Below are 15,407 nucleotides of genomic sequence, written 5' to 3'. Positions count from 1 at the left end.
CAGTGAGTTTGCGCCCTCAACCGGGTCTTGCCGCAAGCCCCTGGGTGCGCTATAAATTAGAAGGGGCAAGGACACGTGCCCTCTCATCTCGCCCCAGAACCTTCACGCCGAAAACTCGGCTCTGGAACCGTCGCGCCGGCGTCTCGCAGAGAAGTCCACTCTCCTCAGCCAGATCACTCGCAAGGCCGCGAGCTGCCCGCAACGCCGACCCCGACAAGAACGCGCCCATCGGTGCATCGGTGGGCGTGCCACGATTGGGTGTGCCTTCTCGTAAGCCGGTCGACCCGGCAGCCATGCGTGCCGCGGTGGCGCTCGTCGAACCGTGGCTGACCGATCCAGCCGCCGCCGAGCCGACACGAGCCGAACTGGCCGATGCCGTGCGAACCTCTGCCCGCACCCTCGCTCAGGTCGCACCTGGTTCGTCGGTCGAGGTGCGGGTTCCCCCGTTCGTCGCGGTGCAGTGCATCGAGGGACCTCGGCACACCCGGGGCACGCCGCCGAATGTGGTGGAAACAAATTCGCGCACTTGGCTGTTGTTGGTGACGGGACAGCTCGAACTCGTCGACGCAATCGACTCGGGGATGGTCACCGCATCGGGGAGTCGCGCCAGGGAGATCGATCACTGGCTACCGCTCGTCTAGATTCCGGTGCTGGTGAGACAGTTGTGACAGACACACACTCCGGCGATTCGCTAACGCGTTTCGGCTGCCCGTAGACTTGAGCCCACGCCCTCCACCAGCCCACCTCATGGGAGTGCCAGTGACCGAGCTGTCGATCAACAGCAAGAACCTGTTAGACGCCGACGAGCCTGAGAACGAGCCACGCGAAGAATGTGGCGTGTTCGGTGTCTGGGCACCCGGTGAGGATGTCGCAAAACTCACCTATTACGGCCTCTATGCCCTGCAACACAGAGGCCAGGAGGCCGCGGGCATCGCCGTGGCCGACGGTTCGCAGGTCTTGGTGTTCAAAGACCTGGGGCTCGTCTCGCAGGTGTTCGACGAGCAGACCCTCGGTGCCATGCAGGGCCACGTGGCCATCGGCCACTGTCGCTACAGCACCACCGGCTCCACCACCTGGGAGAACTCCCAGCCCATCTTCCGTACCACCGCCGCAGGCACTGGCGTGGCGCTCGGTCACAACGGAAACCTCGTCAACACCTCCCACCTGGCCAGCAAGGCTCGCGACTTCGGTCTTATGGATTCGCGCCGCGCGGGCGGCGCCACCTCGGATTCGGACGTCGTCGGGGCGCTGTTGGCCCACGGCGCGGCGGACTCGACCATCGAGCAGGCCGCGATGGAGTTGCTTCCCACGCTTCGAGGTGCGTTCTGCCTGACCTTCATGGACGAGCACACGCTGTACGCGGCGCGTGATCCTCACGGTGTCCGGCCACTGTGCCTCGGCCGTCTCGACCGCGGATGGGTCGTGGCGTCCGAGACCGCAGCCCTCGACATCGTCGGCGCGTCCTACGTCCGTGAGATCGAGCCGGGCGAACTGCTCGCCATCGACGCCGACGGCGTCCGCAGCTCCCGCTTCGCCGAGGCCACGCCCAAGGGCTGCGTCTTCGAATACGTCTACCTCGCACGGCCCGACAGCGTCATCAACGGACGCTCGGTGCACACCACCCGGGTGGAGATCGGCCGCCGGCTGGCACGCGAGTTCCCGGCCGAAGGCGACCTCGTCATCCCCGTACCCGAATCGGGCACACCTGCCGCGGTTGGATACGCCCAGGAATCGGGCATTCCTTACGGCCAGGGACTGATGAAGAACGCCTACGTGGGGCGTACCTTCATCCAGCCGTCGCAGACCATTCGTCAGCTGGGCATCCGGCTCAAACTCAACCCTCTCAAAGAGGTCATCCGCGGGAAACGACTTGTGGTCGTGGACGATTCGATCGTCCGCGGGAACACGCAGCGCGCGTTGATCCGGATGCTCCGCGAGGCAGGTGCAGCCGAGGTGCACGTGCGTATCGCATCGAGCCCCGTGCGCTGGCCGTGCTTCTACGGCATCGACTTCGCATCGCCCGCCGAACTGATCGCCAACGGCACGGACTCCGAAGAGCATCTCGTGGAAGGCGTCCGGCACGCCATCGGGGCAGACTCCCTCGGCTACATCAGTACCGACGAGATGATCGCCGCCACCGAGCAGCCCGCCGACAACCTGTGCGCCGCATGCTTCACCGGTGAGTACCCGATCGAGCTGCCCAAGGAGACCTCCATGGGCAAGGCGGTTCTCGAGACGATGCTCAAGAATGCCGCCACGGGCTCCGACGTGCTCGCCGACAACGACAATGTGAGTGCGATTCGCCGGCCCTAGGCCACAGTCACCGTTCCCGGTCGCGAGTCATCCCTGGCGTGGGGATGACTCGGTACCCCATCGGGTGTCCGCCTTGCGCAGTGTGCGGTTGTCCGCCGATGTAGGCAATGCACGTCGCCAGAACTCATCGGGTGCACCTCGGGTAGCGTGAGACCGGATTATTCGCCACCACGGCAGCCCCGGCTGCCGGACTTCGAGAACGGGAACCACACGCCGATGACCGACAACGAGCCCAGCAACGCCTCATATGCTGCGGCGGGAGTGGACATCGATGCCGGTGAGCGAGCAGTGGAGCTGTTCGCCCCGCATGCAAAGCGCACGCTGCGTCCCGAGGTCATGGGTGGACTCGGAGGCTTTGCCGGCCTGTTCAAGCTCAAGGGTGGCTACCGCGAGCCGGTTCTCGCGTCGTCCACCGACGGTGTGGGAACAAAGATCGCCGTGGCGCAGGCCATGGGCAAGCACGACACCCTCGGGCGCGATCTCGTGGCGATGGTGGTCGACGACCTAGTCGTCTGCGGTGCCGAACCGCTGTTCCTCCAGGACTACATCGCCGTCGGCAAGGTTGTGCCCGAGGTCGTCGCAGAGTTGGTCAAGGGAATCGCCGATGGTTGCGTCGAAGCCGGGTGCGCGCTGCTCGGCGGCGAGACGGCCGAGCACCCGGGTTTGATGGCAGAAGGTGACTACGACTTGTCTGCCACCGGCGTGGGCATCGTCGAGGCCGACGCAGTGCTCTCGCCAGACCGCGTGCGGCCGGGCGACGTCGTGATTGCGATGGGCAGCAGCGGCCTGCACTCGAATGGATACTCGCTGGCGCGGAAGGTCCTCCTCGAATGGGGCCACATGGACCTCGGCGGACACGTCGAAGAGTTCGAGCGCACCCTCGGCGAAGAGTTGTTGGAGCCCACCCGTATCTACGCCAAGGACTGCCTTGCCCTGGCAGCGGAGACCGACGTCCGCACGTTCTCTCATGTCACCGGGGGCGGACTGGCCGACAACCTGGCCCGCGTCATCCCCAGCGGCCTGGTCGCCGAACTCGACCGTGGCACCTGGTCGCCGGCACCCATCTTCCAGATGATCGCCCAGCGCGGACGCGTGGAACGTATCGAGATGGAACGCACCTTCAACATGGGCGTCGGGATGGTCGCTGTGGTGGCGCCTGAAGACACCGACCGCGCTTTGGCCGTCCTGACCGCTCGCCATCTGGATTGCTGGGTGCTGGGATCGATCAAGAAGTCGCACACAAGCAGCCCGGGGGATCACAAGAAGAAGACCGGGGTTGCCGAGCTGATGGGCGAGCACCCGCGGTTCTAGACGCGTAAGGGAGCTGCGGCCTGATCGGGGATGTGCCCGATCAGGAATGCGACCCGATCACGGATATGCCGAGTGAGCCGCCCTGACCGGGAGTCGCTTCAGGGGGTTATCAAGAGTGGTGGTTCGAACCAGATGGCCCGAACCCCCGGCTCGCCTGTCAGGCTCGCCGCCAACTCTCCTCATCGGACCACCGATCGTCCGTGAACCCATCGTTCGGTTCAGCGGAATCGCCACCCGACAGCTCTCGCTGCAAGCTGTCGAAGTCGGTGTTCGGTGAGCTGTACTTAAGTTCACGAGCAACTTTAGTTTGCTTCGCCTTCGCCCGGCCGCGGCCCATAGGGGACCCCCTCGCGCAATGAAGGGGCGGCCAAACACGTGGCGGCCCCATTCTGTGTTTACAAATATGGTCGTGAAACACAGTCTAGCGTGCTCGCAAGCGTGATGCGGACCGGCTCGGCGGGGGCCCGCTGAATTTACCTGCTCTTCTTGCGAAGCCACCGCTCTGCGTCCCGGACGACCTTCGGCGGAAGACTGTCGGCGGCCAGCAGTTCCACCAAGGCATCACGGTCGGGACCGGTGATCAGATGCCGGACCAGAACCCCGTGATCCGGCCGGGAAACGACCCTGACCGCATCACCCGCTGTCACGGCACCCGGCTGCACCACGCGGAGATAACAGCCCACGTCGGCCTGGGCATTGAAGCGTTTGATCCAGTTCTCCTCCTGCGCCCAGTCGGCGAAGGTGCGACATGGGGTGCGCGCAATCGTGACCTCCAGTTCGAGAGTGTCACCGACCTTCCAGCGCTCGCCGATCACTGCATCGGTGGTAGGGACGCCTGCGATCCTGAGGTTCTCGCCGAACCATCCGTACGGCAGCTCGCGATCCAGCTCCGTTGCCCATCGCTGGGCCTCGTCTTCGCTGTAGGCGTAAACAGCCTGATCCACTCCGCCGTGGTGTTTGACGTCGCAGACGTGGTCGATGTCGAGGCCGTTCTCGTTCACATCCACCGGACCGTCGATCGCCCGCTTGTCGATGGCGCTGATCCCGACACCACCCGCCAGGCGATGCTCCTCGTGCACCGCGCACACGGCCAGCACCGTGCCCTCGGCCAAGCTCACCTGCCCCTCAACTTCTCGCTGTGCCGGCCGACCAAGCAGGTGTTCACGGTGATCATCTGCCCCTCAACTTCTCGCTGTGCCGGCCGACCAGGCAGGTGCTCACGGTGATCATCTGCCCCTCAACTTTTCGATCGCCGCCCGTCCGGCCTGCACCCGGTCATCAGCCGGTACCGAAGTCGGATCGATGGCCGCGGTGGTGCCGCCGGTCTCGAGTGCTGTGTCGGCAGGTACACCCCGCTTGACCAGCGCGAGCGCGATCGGTCCGTACTCGAAGTGCTCGACAACGGTGCCGATCCGACCGACTGCACGTCCACCCGCGGTGACGGGATCACCGGTGACGGGACGGCTGTCAGCACTGCCGTCGAGGTGGAGCAGGAGCAGTTGCCGAGGAGGTTTGCCGAGATTGTGCACCCGAGCGACGGTCTCCTGACCGCGGTAACACCCCTTGTTCAGGTGCACCGCACCCATCTCATTCGGCGACCCGATCCAGTTCACCTCATGAGGGATCGCGCGCTCATCGGTGTCGATGCCCAGTCGGGGTCGCAGAGCGGCGACCCGCAGAGCTTCGTAAGCCCACGAACCTGCGGGGCGCACGCCGACCGCGGTCAGGCTCGACCACCACGTGATCAGCTGGTCGGCCGGAATGACCAGGTCGATGGCCTCGACGGAGGCGTGTTCACCGAGAGTCGGCATCACCCGCCAGAACCCGCCGTCGGCCAACGGCCCGGCGTCGTAGACCGATGCCGTCGCGGGGACGCCGAGCAACTGTGCGACGGCACCTCCACGGGTTTGCGGCCCCAGCAGGCTCAGCACGGCCATGTCCGGACGCCTGGCGACCTCGACCTTCGCCCAGAAGATCATCTTTGTCAGGAACGCGGCCAACGGGTCGCCGCGGTGCGCCTCGGTGTCGATCCACGTGGTGCCGGCGAGGTCGGTCTGGCTGAAGTGATCCTCGATCCGGCCGTTCCCGTCGAGGCTGAGGTTCTCCGCGCTGCGTCCGTCCGCGAGGTCGGTGACGAACTGACTGGAGATGGTGTTGAGCCAACTGAGCCGCTCGTCGCCGGTGAGGGCGATGACGCCGCGGTGCGAACGGTCGATCATCACCGCAGAGGTGGTCGCGGCACGTTGTTCACCGAAGGGGTCACCGAAGTGCCACGCCACTGCTTCGTCTGGGGAATTTTCCGGGCCACCGACTGCGCCTGAGGCGCGTAATGAATCCAACAAAACAGTCACGTCATCATCGTACGAGCGTGCTCGCTACTCTTGCCGTCATGGCTCAACCGATCTTGGTGACTGTCGACGGCGCGGTACTCGACCCTGACGTGCCGATCCTGCATGCGGACGACCTTGCTGCGGTCCGAGGAGACGGCATTTTCGAAACCCTGCTCGTCCGCGACGGGCGGGCGCGCGTGGTCGACCTGCATCTCCAGCGGCTCTCGCGGAGCGCCAAGGCGCTTGATCTGCCTGCTCCCGACGAGGAGAAGTGGGCCGAGGCGATCGAGACGGGTGCCAGGGTCTGGGCCGAGGCCAACGGCAACGCTGAGGGGCTCATGCGGCTGGTCTACTCACGCGGACGGGAGTCGGCGCCCGTCGATGCCGCGCCTCCGCGAGACCGCGACGAGACCGGGCTCACCCGTGAGGCGAACGCGGCCACCGAATATCTGACCGTCGGACCCGTTGCCGAACGCGCCGCCAAGGTCCGCGAGAACGGTGTGAAGGTCATCACCGCTCCCCGCGGATACTCGGTCGATCTCGCCGCGGTGGCCCCGTGGCAGCTGCTCGGTGCCAAAACGCTCAGCTATGCCACCAACATGGCTGCGCTGCGGTACGCCGCCGAGCAAGGCGCCGACGACGTCATCTACACCAGCAGCGAGGGCTACGTGCTCGAGAGCCCGCGGTCGACGGTCATCGTGGTCGAAGGAAAACGGTTGATCACACCGCCGCCCGAGATCGGCATCCTCAGTGGCACCACCCAGCAGGCCCTGTTCGCCCAGGCCGAAAAGGACGGCTGGGAAACCGAGGTTCACGCCCTGCGTCCGGCAGACCTCATCTGTGCCGAATCGGTGTGGTTGGTGTCCAGCATCACGTTGGCCACCCGCGTCACCGAGCTCAACGGTTACTCGATGACGAATCCTGCTCGCCCACATGACTTTTCGGCTCTGGTGGACCGCGCAATCGACTGATTCGACCCGCCGTTCGGCATCGGTGAAGGTGCCCGGCGCCACACCCATTTTGCTTGTTCGCCATCTGCGCCCGGGCGTACGCTGCATCTACTACCTCTCGTAGTAGCGACTCGGCGAATGAGGCAAAAATGGACGCTCTTGACGTCTCGCGGTGGCAGTTCGGGATCACCACCGTCTACCACTTCATCCTGGTACCGCTGACGATCGGACTCGCTCCGATGGTTGCGGTGATGCAGACGGTGTGGGTCGTCACCGGCCGTGAGCAGTGGTATCGCGCCACCAAGTTCTTCGGGAAGTTGCTGCTGATCAACTTCGCTCTCGGCGTCGCCACCGGCATCGTCCAGGAATTCCAATTCGGGATGAACTGGAGCGAGTACAGCAGGTTTGTCGGGGACGTGTTCGGCGGTCCGCTGGCGCTCGAAGGCCTCGTCGCCTTCTTCATGGAGTCGACCTTCTTGGGTCTCTGGATCTTCGGCTGGGATCGCCTGCCCAAGAAGATCCATCTGCTGACGATCTGGATGGTTGCCATCGGCGTCAACGCGTCCGCGTGGTTCATCGTCGCTGCGAACTCCTGGATGCAGCACCCCGTCGGGGCGCAGTGGAACGAGGAGAAGCAACGTCCAGAGCTCAAGAGCCTGTGGGACGTGATGACCAACAGCACCACGTTGGCGGCTTTCCCGCACACCATCGCCGGCGCGTTCCTCACCGCCGGCACCTTCGTCGCGGGGATCGGCTGCTGGTGGATGGTGCGAAACATGCGGCAGGGCAAGCGGTCCGAAGGTGCCGAGGCGGACCGGCTGGAAGCCGATGCGCGGACGCTGTACCGTCCGGTGACCCGCCTTGCCCTGTGGGTGATGATCGTCAGCGGCGTGGCCCTCGCCATCACCGGTGACGTGCAGGCCAAGCTCATGTTCGAACAGCAACCGATGAAGATGGCGTCGGCCGAGTCGCTGTGCGAGACCGAAAGCGGTGCAAGCTTTTCCATCCTCGCCATCGGCACCCAGAACAACTGTGAGTCCGTCACGCATCTGATCGAGGTGCCCAAGGCGTTGTCGTTCCTGGCCGACTACGACTTCAACTCCACCCTGCAGGGTGTCGAAGACCTGCAGGCGCAGCACGAGGCGAACTTCGGTCCCGGCAATTACAAGCCGAATCTCTTTGTCACGTACTGGGCGTTCCGTGCCATGATCGGATGGGCACTGGGCTCGGCAGCGCTGGCTCTTCTCGCACTCTGGTTCACGCGCGGTGGTCGTATCCCCGACTCGAAGCGCTTCGGGACATTTGCCATCTGGATGATCCCAACCCCGTTCTTGGCCAACAGTTCTGGCTGGATCTTCACCGAGATGGGGCGTCAACCCTGGATGGTGGCGCCCAATCCGACGGGTCTGTCGCAGGTGCACCTCACCGTGCAAGAGGGCGTCAGCCGACACTCGGGCTACCTCGTCCTCACGTCGCTGATCATCTTCACGCTCCTCTACGGAGTGCTCGGCCTGATCTGGTTCACGTTGTTGCGCAAGTACACCCGCGAAGGTCCACAACCGTCCGATTCCGGGCCCCCGGTCGGTGGGTCGGGCACCGACGACGACGGCAGTGGTCGCGAGGACGACGACGCCGATGACGTCAAACAACTCTCGTTCGCTTACTGAAAGGCCGAGGTGACGTGATGAGCCTTGCTGAGTTCTGGTTCGCACTCGTCGGAGTGCTGTTCCTCGGCTACTTCGTGCTCGAGGGTTTCGACTTCGGGGTCGGGATGCTCATGCCCTTTCTGGGCCGGGCGAAGGACGGGGTGTCCGGGGACACCAGGCGACGGGTCATGCTCAACACCATCGGCCCGGTGTGGGACGGCAACGAGGTGTGGTTGATCACAGGCGGTGGCGCCTTGTTCGCGGCCTTTCCTGCCTGGTACGCAACAATGTTCAGTACCTTTTATCTCCCGTTGCTGCTCATCCTCGTCGGTCTGATCACCCGGGTCGTCTCCATCGAGTGGCGTGGGAAGATCGACGACCCGCGGTGGCGTCGGTGGGCCGACGTCGGTATCGGGCTCGGCTCGTGGCTGCCGGCTGTTCTGTGGGGCGTCGCGTTCGCCAATCTGGTGCGCGGACTTCCCATCGACGGTGAGGAGCAGTTCACCGGCAACATCCTCGACCTTCTGTCGCCGTACGCACTGCTCGGCGGCGCTGCCACCGCACTGTTGTTCATCACCCACGGCGCGGTGTTCCTGGCACTCAAGACCGGTGGCGACATGCAGCGTGAATCCATGAGGACCGCAGCCTGGCTCGCCGTTCCGACCACCATCGTCGCCGCGGTGTGGGGTGTGTGGACCCAGCTGGCCTACGGCAAGGGGTGGACGTGGGTGGCACTGGCGGTTGCCGCGGTGGCCGTTGTCGCCGCCACGGCGCTGGCCTGGATGCGAAGGGAAGGGTGGGCATTCGTCGCCACGTGCTTCGCCATCTTCGGTGTGGTGGTCCTGATCCTCGGGTCGATGTTCCCCAACGTCATCCCGTCCACGACCGACCCCGCTTTCCACATGACCGTCGAGGGGAGTGCATCGAGTCATCACACATTGGTGGTGATCACGTGGGCGGCAGCGTTCATCACCCCCGTGGTGCTCGCCTATCAGGGCTGGACGTATTGGGTGTTCCGGCAGCGCATCTCGACATCACAGATCCCCCCGTCCATCGGATTGGCACTACGCGAACGAAAAGCCGCCGAGGCACCGAGATGACCGCGTCGGGGCGACGGCGAAGGACTAGACCGCCGATCGATCCGCGCCTGTGGAGATACTCACGGACCTCACGCCGGTACCTGGTGATCACGGTGCTCATGGCCGTGGTGTCGGTGGCGACCGTCATCGTCACCGCGGCGATGGTGGCCTCGATCTTGTCGGAACTGATCGTCTCTCCGGGGCTGCGCAGCCTCGATGCGCAAGCGTCACATCTGATCTGGCTGGCGGCGTCGGTAGTGGTGCGGGTGGCCGCGACCTACCTCCACGACCGCTACGCCCATCGCGCGGGCGCCCAGGTGATCGCCGAGTTGCGCCAGGCGGCCCTGGCCGTGGTGTCAGACCCAGCCCGCACCGCACCGCGTGATCTGCTCACCCGTCGGGAGCGTCTTGCCACCATCCTCACCCGTGGTATCGAGGCGCTCGGGCCGTACCTGACCGGATACGTCCCCGCCCTTGTCCTTTCGGTGGTGGTGATCCCAGTGCTGATCGTGGTGTTGGCGATGGCCGACATGACGTCGGCGATCATCGTCGTCATCACTCTGCCGCTGATACCGATCTTCATGATCCTCATCGGGGTGATGACCCGCGATCGCACGGCTGACCGTCTGGCGGCGATGAGTCGCCTCTCGTCCCAATTGCTCGACCTCATCGCGGGGATACCCACACTGCGTGCACTGGGGCGCGAGCTGGAGCCTGCGGGTCGCATCGGTGAGTTGGGGCAGGCCCATCGGCGCAGCACCATGAAGGCGCTCCGGGTCGCCTTCCTGTCGGGTGCGGTGCTGGAGTTCCTCGCCACCCTGTGCGTGGCATTGGTCGCCGTGAGCATCGGACTGCGCCTGGTCTTCGGTGACATGGGGCTGTACGGGGGTGTCCTGGCCCTGGTGCTCGCACCGGAGATCTACCTGCCGCTACGGGCCGCCGGGGCTCAGTTCCACAACTCCGAGGCCGGGACGGCCAGCGCTGAGGAGATATTCGACATCATCGAGGCGGAATCTGCCGCGCCGACAACAGTCGGTCGGTCGGTACCGGTCGCCGGAGCCGCCATCACCTTGTCCGGCGTCGGCGTCGAGGGCCGCGACGGCTGGGCCCCGGACGATGTGACGGCGACCATCCGGCCGGGACGCCTGACCGTGGTCATCGGGCCCAACGGGACAGGTAAGTCGACCGTGTTCTCGGCGATCCTGGGTCTGCAAGACCTGAATGCCGGCTCGATCCTGATCGGCGACGTGCCGGTGGGCGATTTCGACCGGGAAGCGTTGTGGGAGCAGGTCTCTTGGCTACCCCAGCACCCGGTGCTGGTACCGGGCACCGTGAGGGACAACTTTCTCCTCGGTGGGCCGGTCGCAGATGCGGATCGCGAGTCGGCGTGCCGAGCAAGCGGTTTTGATGAAGTGGTTGCCGGCTTGCCGCAGGGGTGGGACACCGAGCTCGGGCATGGGGGAGTGGGGCTTTCGGCGGGGCAGCGGCAACGCCTGGCGCTTGCCCGTGTGCTGGCGTCGCCCGCGCCGCTGCTGCTGCTCGATGAACCGACCACGCACCTCGATGCGATGGCCGAGACCGAGGTGTGCCGGGTGCTGCAGGCCCGCGCCCGCGCCGGTGACACCGTTGTTGTTGTCGCTCACCGTCCGGCGTTGCTCGCGGCAGCCGACGACGTGGTCGAGATCGGAGCGCGTGTCCATGTCCCTCGTTGAGAAGTGGCCGGCGGTACGCGAGGATCCACTGTGGCGTGCGATGGGTCTACTCGGCCTGCGGAGACAATTGGTGGCGAAGTCGCTGCTGCTGGGAATACTCGGTGCCGGTAGCGCACTGGCGCTTGCCGCGCTGTCGGCATGGCTGATCACCCGCGCCTGGCAGATGCCGCCGGTTCTATATCTGTCGCTTGCCGTGACAGCTGTGCGAGCACTTGGCATCTCGCGCGGGCTGTTCCGCTACCTCGAGCGCCTGGCCACACACGATGTGGCGCTCGATGCGATGTCTACGGCACGCCGCCGACTGTATGTCGCCCTCGCGGGTGGACCGTCTGGTTATTCGGTGGGATTGCGCCGCGGAGAGTTGTTGTCGCGCACGGGTGCCGATGTCGACGAGGTGGGCAACGCCTTGATTCGGGCCCTCATACCCATCGGGGTGTCGATGGTGGTGTCCGGTGCCGCGGTCGTGATCATGGCGTGTGTCTCGTTGTGGTCGGCGGTTGCCTTGGCGATCTGTCTGCTGATCAGCGGCGCAGTTGCGCCGTGGGGTGCCGCACGCGGTGCACGCCGTGCCGCAGTGGATGCCGCCGTGGCGCAGGCGCGCAGCGCTGAGGCGATGATGAATCTGCTTGATCACGGACCCGAGCTGGCCGTGACACGTCGTCGCGCAGAGGTGTTGACCGACTTGGCATCTGCCGAGGCCGATGCCCTCAGCGCCACCGACCGTGGAGCCCGGCAGGGCGCATGGGCGGCGGCTGCCACACCACTTGCCGTCGGGATCTCGGTGATAGTGGCGGGGCTGATCGGCATCGGCATGGCTGATTCGGTGTCCCCGATGACGCTGGGCGTTCTGATCCTCCTGCCCCTGAGTGCTTTCGACTCCACCAGCACCATGACCGACGCTGCGATGACGCTGTCGCGCAGCCGCCTTGCGGCCCGGCGGATCATGACCCTCGTCGACCGCGCGCACGACTACCAAAACGCGCGCCCGAACCGGTCGACTGCGCTGCCGGCCGGGCACCTGACGGTCCGTGGCTTGCGATGGGGGTGGCCCGGCGGGGTGGTGTTCGGCGGGTCTGCCGGCCTGGACCTGGACGTGGAACCGGGATCCAGGATCGCCCTTGTGGGTCCGAGTGGCTGTGGGAAGTCCACGCTCCTGCTGACGTTGGCCGGGTTGTTGGAACCTGTATCGGGGACCGTCACCGTTTCGAGTGAGAGTGGTTCGGACCCAAGATATTTCGCGGAGGACGGTCACGTGTTCACCACCAGTGTTCGCGAGAACCTGCTCGTCTCACGTGGTGACGCGACCGACGAGGTGCTGATGTCGGCATTGGCATCCGTCGGCCTCGACACCTGGGTCGGTGGATTACCGGATGGACTCGACACGGTCCTCGAAGGGGGTGCGGACGCCATCAGCGGAGGGCAGCGGAGACGGCTGCTCGTGGCGCGCGCCCTGATCAACCCCTCGCCGGTGCTGCTCATCGACGAACCCGGCGAAAATCTCGACCGTGCCGATGCGGACAGAGTGCAGGCCGGACTCCTCGATGTCGGTGGCGGGCTCGTCGACCGTGAACGCGCGGTGGTTGTTGTCTCGCACCGACTACCGGCTTCTCATCGCGCCGACAGGGTCATCGATCTGGGAGCGAATTCGCTACGAGAAAAAGCGGTTGCCGACCTTTCGAACCGGGGGTAACTTCGTCCGTACACGAGGAAGGAGGTGGTCTGAAGTTGAATTCTTGGACACGTGAGGTGACCATCAGCTAACGGCCGTTTCGGTGGATTGGCCCGATCGGGATCGCACATCTGTTGCGTCCCAGCGGTCGTCAGCTGAATCCACAATGGTCACCGGACCCCCGCACCTCGGCCTTGTCCAGGCCGAGAGAGCCCGCTGAGAAGCGGGTGGTGCGGGGGTCTACCCATTTCTTCGGCGTTCCTTGTCGGGGGGTCAGGCTGTTTGCTTCGAATCGGCGGCCGAGCGCGCCTCGATGATCCGATGGCAGTTGGTCTCGGACCACTCGCGGATCGCGTCGACGGGGCCCATCAGAGACAGTCCGAGGTCGGTCAGCTGGTACTCCACCCGCGGCGGGATCTCCGCATAAACGGTGCGGGTCAGGAGGCCGTCACGCTCGAGGGCGCGGAGCGTCTGGGTGAGCACCTTGGGTGTCACCACTCCGATCATGTCCCGCAGAACCGTGAAGCGAACCGGCCCCGGCCGCAGTCCCATCAGCACGAGCAGAGTCCACCGGTCACCGAGCCGTTCCACGACGGTCCGGCTCGGGCAGTTGGGCTTGAGTACATCGGGCGGGGTTGATGTGCATGCGGTCTTGTCGTCCTCATGCTGGATGCTTTCCACGGGGTAAGTAAAGCACGTTGAAGTCATCAGTTTCCAGCAGATACCGTCCTGCTCACAGTCAATAACTGATGAAGGGACGACCATGAAAATCGCCTTGACCGGAGCGACCGGCTATATCGGAGGCGCTGTCCTCGACGCGCTCATCGAGGGTGGCACGACGGTGACTGCGGTGGTGCGCTCGGAGGCCGCCGCTGACACCGCACGGGCCAAAGGTGCCGAGCCCGTCGTGATGGACCTGACGGACAGGGGAGCTTTGCGCCGTGTGCTGGCCCAGGCGGACGGAGCCGTTCACGCGGCGAGCCCGGGAGATGCGACCAGTGCCGACGTCGACTCCGCTGTCGTCGACGCGGTGATCGAGGAGTTCTCGGGAACGGCGAAACCGTATGTCCACACCAGCGGTATCTGGCTGTGGGGCTCGCACCTCGACATCACCGAGGATTCGCCGTTGGATCCGCCGGCGATCGTGGCCTGGCGGGTGGAGCGAGAAGACCGCCTTCTCGACTCGTCCGTCGCCGCAACGGTCATTGCCCCCGGCGTCGTCCATGGTGAGGGCGGTGGCATCGCCAACCTACTCGTCGATGCGCCGGCCGTCGCCGGAACAGACGGTCTGAGCCTGATCGGTGATGGCACGCAACACTGGGGTCTGGTGCACGTGCGCGACCTTGCCGCGCTCTATGTGCTTGCGTTGCAGACAAATCCGGGTGGGCGAGTGATCGGTGTGAGTCACACGGCCGCAGTCGGTGACCTGGCTGCTGCGGCGCACCCACATGCTCGACTTGTCGCAGCAACGGTCGACGAGACCAGGGCGCGGCTCGGCGGGGATTTCGCCGATGCCCTGTTGCTTGATCAGCGGGTGGGCTCGGGCTTGCGCGCGAGCGATCTCGGCTGGCGCCCGCAGCGTGCGCCGCTGTCCGAGGAGCTGGCGAACGGCTATCGGGCGGCGAACGTCGGCATCTAGCCGGCGTAGCGGCGCAATTTGGCCGATGCGCGGGGAACGAGGTCGCCGTCCGCGTCGACCCGTTCCTCGACATAGGCGAGGTCGCCGTCCTCGACGAGGCCGTACAGACGTTTGGCGCCTCCGGCACGAGGGCCCGATGCAGCTTTGATCACGACGTCGGTGGCCAATTCCCACGACGTCTGATTGAGCGGCTTGCCGTAGAACAGTTCCACCCAGCCCTCGGCATGGGTGAGAAGGAGTTCGATGACATCGTCTTCGCCGATTCGCCAGAACCCGGCCTCACGCTCACCGGGGCCGACGTAGTTGGCGTCCGCGTCGATGACCCAGGTGCGGGATTGCCAGACGAGGTAGTTGCCTCCGTCGTGGCTGATGATGACCTGCTGGCCGAAGTGGTGGTCACCGTTCTCGGGGTCGTAGCCTTCCCCTTCGCCGCGCCACACACCGACCATCGGTAGGAGTGCCAGCAGCCCGGGATGCAGGTCAGGGCCCTGACGCAGGTTGGCCGTGTCGTCCGGCAGCGGCAGATCGGGCAGCGACGGGACGTTACGCGCCGCGGTTTCCTGCGCGCGGATCGCCGCCTGGTTGATCGCTTCGTCGCCCGAACGGGTCACGATTCGTCAGTGACCAGCCGGTAGAGGACATACAGGCCAAACCAGGAAATCAGGATGGTTGCCAGCACCAGCAACGCTTCGAAGAATATGACCACCAGAGCATTCTAACTCCCGATGATGGGCGGGTGCGTGTGGGGATTCCCTCAG

General features: G+C 65.3%; 14 protein-coding genes. 9 read left to right on the top strand and 5 right to left on the bottom strand.

Annotated elements, in window-relative coordinates; translation table 11 throughout:
• The first annotated feature begins 260 nt into the window (after positions 1-260).
• The 3 genes from KXR83_RS08210 (at position 261) to purM (ending at position 3,624) form a co-directional block, all read left to right on the top strand.
• Positions 261-641, top strand: a complete 381-nt coding sequence (locus tag KXR83_RS08210; RefSeq protein ID WP_437424396.1) for a sterol carrier family protein — start codon at positions 261-263, stop codon at positions 639-641.
• A 118-nt stretch (positions 642-759) separates the two neighbouring features.
• On the top strand, positions 760-2,313 hold the full coding sequence (purF, locus tag KXR83_RS08205; RefSeq protein ID WP_437424395.1) for an amidophosphoribosyltransferase: 1,554 nt from the start codon (positions 760-762) through the stop codon (positions 2,311-2,313).
• A 216-nt stretch (positions 2,314-2,529) separates the two neighbouring features.
• Positions 2,530-3,624: a phosphoribosylformylglycinamidine cyclo-ligase gene (gene purM / locus KXR83_RS08200; protein ID WP_437424394.1), complete on the top strand. Its 1,095-nt coding sequence runs from the start codon at positions 2,530-2,532 to the stop codon at positions 3,622-3,624.
• 157 nt (positions 3,625-3,781) lie between these two features.
• On the opposite strand, the gene KXR83_RS08195 is transcribed toward purM, so the two are convergent.
• From KXR83_RS08195 to ygfZ, 3 genes are all read right to left on the bottom strand, one after another.
• Positions 3,782-3,961: a DUF3073 domain-containing protein gene (locus KXR83_RS08195; RefSeq protein WP_081729715.1), complete on the bottom strand. Its 180-nt coding sequence runs from the start codon at positions 3,959-3,961 to the stop codon at positions 3,782-3,784.
• 136 nt (positions 3,962-4,097) lie between these two features.
• Positions 4,098-4,742: an MOSC domain-containing protein gene (locus KXR83_RS08190; protein ID WP_437424393.1), complete on the bottom strand. Its 645-nt coding sequence runs from the start codon at positions 4,740-4,742 to the stop codon at positions 4,098-4,100.
• Positions 4,743-4,850: 108 nt separating this feature from the next.
• Positions 4,851-5,975, bottom strand: coding sequence for a CAF17-like 4Fe-4S cluster assembly/insertion protein YgfZ (ygfZ, locus tag KXR83_RS08185; protein ID WP_437424392.1), 1,125 nt, complete (start codon positions 5,973-5,975; stop codon positions 4,851-4,853).
• Positions 5,976-6,013: 38 nt separating this feature from the next.
• Between ygfZ and KXR83_RS08180 the strand changes: the two genes are divergently transcribed.
• The 5 genes from KXR83_RS08180 to cydC all read left to right on the top strand — a co-directional run bounded on the left by KXR83_RS08180 (position 6,014) and on the right by cydC (position 13,031).
• Entirely contained in the window at positions 6,014-6,925 is a 912-nt protein-coding gene (locus KXR83_RS08180; protein ID WP_437424391.1) for an aminodeoxychorismate lyase, read from the top strand.
• A gap of 128 nt (positions 6,926-7,053) precedes the next feature.
• The gene (locus tag KXR83_RS08175) at positions 7,054-8,571 is read left to right on the top strand and encodes a cytochrome ubiquinol oxidase subunit I (RefSeq protein WP_437424390.1); all 1,518 of its coding nucleotides are present in this window, start codon (positions 7,054-7,056) and stop codon (positions 8,569-8,571) included.
• 17 nt (positions 8,572-8,588) lie between these two features.
• Positions 8,589-9,650 (top strand): cytochrome d ubiquinol oxidase subunit II, encoded by a 1,062-nt coding sequence (gene cydB / locus KXR83_RS08170; protein WP_437424389.1) that lies wholly within the window; start codon positions 8,589-8,591, stop codon positions 9,648-9,650.
• Positions 9,647-11,341 carry a thiol reductant ABC exporter subunit CydD gene (gene cydD, locus KXR83_RS08165; protein ID WP_437424388.1) on the top strand — a complete coding sequence of 565 codons (1,695 nt, stop codon included), beginning with the start codon at positions 9,647-9,649 and terminating at the stop codon, positions 11,339-11,341. Before cydB ends, cydD begins: the two co-directional genes overlap by 4 nt.
• Complete coding sequence (gene cydC / locus KXR83_RS08160; protein WP_437424387.1) at positions 11,328-13,031, top strand: thiol reductant ABC exporter subunit CydC; 1,704 nt, start codon at positions 11,328-11,330, stop codon at positions 13,029-13,031. The genes cydD and cydC overlap by 14 nt, the downstream gene beginning before the upstream one ends.
• 252 nt (positions 13,032-13,283) lie before the next feature.
• On the opposite strand, the gene KXR83_RS08155 is transcribed toward cydC, so the two are convergent.
• Positions 13,284-13,601, bottom strand: coding sequence for a winged helix-turn-helix transcriptional regulator (locus KXR83_RS08155; RefSeq protein ID WP_437424474.1), 318 nt, complete (start codon positions 13,599-13,601; stop codon positions 13,284-13,286).
• Positions 13,602-13,773: 172 nt separating this feature from the next.
• Between KXR83_RS08155 and KXR83_RS08150 the strand changes: the two genes are divergently transcribed.
• The gene (locus KXR83_RS08150; RefSeq protein WP_437424386.1) at positions 13,774-14,649 is read left to right on the top strand and encodes an NAD-dependent epimerase/dehydratase family protein; all 876 of its coding nucleotides are present in this window, start codon (positions 13,774-13,776) and stop codon (positions 14,647-14,649) included.
• Here KXR83_RS08150 and KXR83_RS08145 read toward each other — a convergent pair.
• A complete protein-coding gene (locus tag KXR83_RS08145) occupies positions 14,646-15,260 on the bottom strand; it encodes an FABP family protein (RefSeq protein WP_116917283.1) in 615 nt (204 codons plus the stop codon). The genes KXR83_RS08150 and KXR83_RS08145 overlap by 4 nt on opposite strands.
• Positions 15,261-15,407: the final 147 nt, after the last annotated feature.

This window comes from Williamsia muralis (assembly GCF_051487485.1).
In the GTDB taxonomy this organism is placed as follows: Bacteria; Actinomycetota; Actinomycetes; order Mycobacteriales; family Mycobacteriaceae; genus Williamsia; species Williamsia muralis_B.
Note: the sequence above shows the minus strand (reverse complement) of the source record. Positions and strands in the feature narration are given on the sequence as shown.

Bases quoted from the DNA above. Each gene is read 5' to 3' on its own strand.
- purM (WP_437424394.1), top strand. From the start codon at position 2,530: ATGACCGACAACGAGCCCAGCAACGCCTCATATGCTGCGGCGGGAGTG.
- KXR83_RS08195 (WP_081729715.1), bottom strand. From the start codon at position 3,961: ATGGGCCGCGGCCGGGCGAAGGCGAAGCAAACTAAAGTTGCTCGTGAA.
- KXR83_RS08180 (WP_437424391.1), top strand. From the start codon at position 6,014: ATGGCTCAACCGATCTTGGTGACTGTCGACGGCGCGGTACTCGACCCT.
- KXR83_RS08175 (WP_437424390.1), top strand. From the start codon at position 7,054: ATGGACGCTCTTGACGTCTCGCGGTGGCAGTTCGGGATCACCACCGTC.
- cydB (WP_437424389.1), top strand. From the start codon at position 8,589: ATGAGCCTTGCTGAGTTCTGGTTCGCACTCGTCGGAGTGCTGTTCCTC.
- cydD (WP_437424388.1), top strand. From the start codon at position 9,647: ATGACCGCGTCGGGGCGACGGCGAAGGACTAGACCGCCGATCGATCCG.
- cydC (WP_437424387.1), top strand. From the start codon at position 11,328: ATGTCCCTCGTTGAGAAGTGGCCGGCGGTACGCGAGGATCCACTGTGG.
- KXR83_RS08150 (WP_437424386.1), top strand. From the start codon at position 13,774: ATGAAAATCGCCTTGACCGGAGCGACCGGCTATATCGGAGGCGCTGTC.